This is a genomic window from Pseudoalteromonas sp. TAE79, assembly GCF_000498015.1.
Taxonomy (GTDB): Bacteria; Pseudomonadota; Gammaproteobacteria; order Enterobacterales; family Alteromonadaceae; genus Pseudoalteromonas.
On record NZ_AUTL01000181.1, the window covers coordinates 1 to 2,897 of the forward strand.

A 2,897-nucleotide genomic window follows, 5' to 3' on the forward strand; every position below is an offset into this window, starting at 1 on the left:
CATTAAATAATGGGTCAACGGTTGGCGCTAATGGCTTATTAGCTTGTGCAATAAATGCAGGGGCTACAATAGAGCCTAATGAATGACCAATGTAAGTTACATCTTGCGCATTAATCGTTGCATCATTAATAAAGTTTAGACCTAAACGTAAACCCAATAAATCAGCCGCTGATTGACGTAAGCTATCACGCGCAACAAGTAATGAACTTAAGTTCATGTAACTAAGCACAGAACCCGTTGTTGCATTAAAGTCGTCTGTTCCATCACCATCAACATCTATTCCACGCTCACCATGTCTTGGATGGTCAATAGCAACTGTTGCAAAGCCTTGAATAGAAAGCTGCGCCGTTAAAGCAAGCATACTTTCTTTTTGTGTTGTAATACCGTGTTGCATAATAACAACTGGCCAACCACCTTCTGGGATACTTTCAAGCTCAGGTAAACCATAAGCTGAACGATAAACATTTATATCAGCTAAAATTGGCTTTGTAATTTGTACAGGTATAGTCTCATTGCTTTGAGCTAATGGAACTGGGTTATATTTAGTTAAATGCCGAGTAATATCTATTTTTGGATAGTCATGTAGACGGGTATTTATTTGCTGACAAACGTCTTCATAAGGCCCTTCGTCAAACATAGTTGCATCAATATCTTCTTCTTTACCCTCATCTCGTAACTTTTGATCCGCGGCTAACTGATTTAATACTGCAACAGGGCTTGAACACATTGCTTTCCAGTATGTGTCATTCAAAGCGCTTATATCGGTACCTGTAGGTTTGCCTAGATACATTGGTAAAGTAATTTCACCTTTAATGTATTCAACAGCATCAAATGGTGCAAAAGTAGCTATGTCTGGAAAACCTAAAAAATCTTTAACCGTTTCTTCAGACTCTGTGATAGTTATTTTTGGTATGGTTGCAGGGTTTCTCAAACTACCAGCTAATAATTGCTTAATAGTACCAAGTACTGGCCCTGCTGATTGAATAGTCATTGCGCTAGAAAAAATAATATCGTCTTTTGAAATATCGCCTGAACTAACTACTACATTTTCGTAGCTATTTACAGCACCTTGCAAACCAAGTTGGGCTTCTGTAATTAACGGCGCTTCTTCACTCACAGAGGCATAAGTAGATGAAGGCTCAATAGAACGACCTAAAGAATCCTTAAGCGCTGTAGTTAATACATTGATGTATGAGCTACCGGCCGTAAAAGGTTTTAAAGGTATAATAGCAACGCCATCACCTGAAGCTTGAGTAACAAAGTCAACACCAAAAGTAAGCTCACCGACCAATTTACAAGCAGTACCGGCAGCTACAACTGAACATTCTGCATCAGTTAAACTTGCACCCATTACAACTTCAAAAATTCTTACTGTACCAGGGGTCCCAGCAGACGCTTCATCTAAACTCACATTTGGTGGGAATGTTAAATCGATTTTATAAGGAACCTGCGAAGACCAACCATCAAGTGCACCTAGTGCAAGTTGAGGGTTTGCATAAGCTGCGCGCGAAATAGAGACATTGTTGTCATCTAATTCACCAGGAATATTAAGTGTACCGTCTTGGGTTCCACTCATTAATAAATCATTAGGTACCGATAAGATACCTGCAGCAGGGTCAAATGTAACCGTTGCTGTTGGGATAACTGCTGCTGTGTCGTTTTTGACATCTGTTAACGTTTCTCCACCGCCACAACCTGCTAAAGCAGCTGTAACCGAGAGTGAAAGTAGCATTTTTTTCATATTGTTGGCTCCGCACGTATTTTATTTTTATAGTGTGTTTAATCAGTGTATTAAGTTAAAACAATGTAATCAGGTTATTAATGAGACATTAGACCAGTTAAACTTAACGTAAAGTTTCTATTTTCGCCACCTAATTTTACAATAAATTCGATTACTTCACGTTTCGCTATGTTAAAATCAAAAAAAATAGATGAATGGGTACTTTTATGCACACATATCAAGCGGCTGAAAACGCACTTAAAGATAAAATTATTTTAATAACAGGCGCCGGTGATGGTATTGGCCGAGTTGCAGCAATTACGTATGCAAAATACGGCGCTACAGTTATCTTATTAGGAAAAACAACTAATAAACTTGAATGTGTTTACGATGAAATTGTTAATGCTGGCTACCCTAAACCTGCAATAGTCCCTATGGATTTAAAAGGCGCAACGAAGCAAAACTACCGTGACCTTGCTGCAACAATCGAATATCAGTTTGGACGCCTTGATGGGTTGCTTAATAATGCAGGTATTTTAGGGTCACTCGGTCCGCTTGAACATTTTTGCTCATCTACGTTCGAAAACATAATGAAAGTAAACGTGACTGCACAAGCAATGATCACTAAAGCACTTTTTCCTGTTCTTCGTAAGTCTAATAATGCATCGATAGTATTTACGTCATCAGGTGTAGGCCGCAAAGGTCGTGAATTTTGGGGGCCTTATGCCATCTCAAAATTTGCAGTAGAAGGTATGATGCAAACATGGGCATGTGAAGTAGGTAAAACGAATATTCGTGTAAACTGTATTAACCCAGGCGCTACTCGCACTTCAATGCGAGCTGCTGCATATCCAGGTGAAGATAGAGACGCACTTGCTACACCAGAGGATTTAATGCCTACATATTTATATCTAATGAGTGACGATTCTAGTGAAGTGAATGGCGAATCGTTAGATGCTCAAGTAAAAAAGTAATTTAGAGTTTAAATAGTTTAAACAGTTTAAACAACACACATTAAAAAAGCCGCAATTAGCTGTCTCTTATACACAAATCCCTGCTAAGAAATTAGCGGGGATTTTTTTGAACTAAATCTCAATGTCATGATCAGATCTTCAAATCTTGTTTGAGGGCACATTATGATTAACGAACATACTCATTGGGCAAAACAACAATTCGG

At 38.6% G+C, this 2,897-nt stretch carries 2 protein-coding genes; one reads left to right on the forward strand and one right to left on the reverse strand.

Annotated features, from left to right (window positions below; all coding sequences use genetic code 11):
- Nucleotides 1-1,741, reverse strand: a 1,741-nt coding sequence (locus L655_RS0113795; RefSeq protein WP_024605338.1) for a VolA/Pla-1 family phospholipase, incomplete at its 3' end; no start/stop codon positions are given.
- 206 nt (nucleotides 1,742-1,947) lie between these two features.
- Here L655_RS0113795 and L655_RS0113800 point away from each other — a divergent pair.
- The gene (locus tag L655_RS0113800) at nucleotides 1,948-2,694 is read left to right on the forward strand and encodes a YciK family oxidoreductase (protein WP_024605339.1); all 747 of its coding nucleotides are present in this window, start codon (nucleotides 1,948-1,950) and stop codon (nucleotides 2,692-2,694) included.
- Nucleotides 2,695-2,897: the final 203 nt, after the last annotated feature.

Coding starts and splice junctions, on each gene's coding strand:
- L655_RS0113800 (WP_024605339.1), top strand. CDS start 1,948: ATGCACACATATCAAGCGGCTGAAAACGCACTTAAAGATAAAATTATT.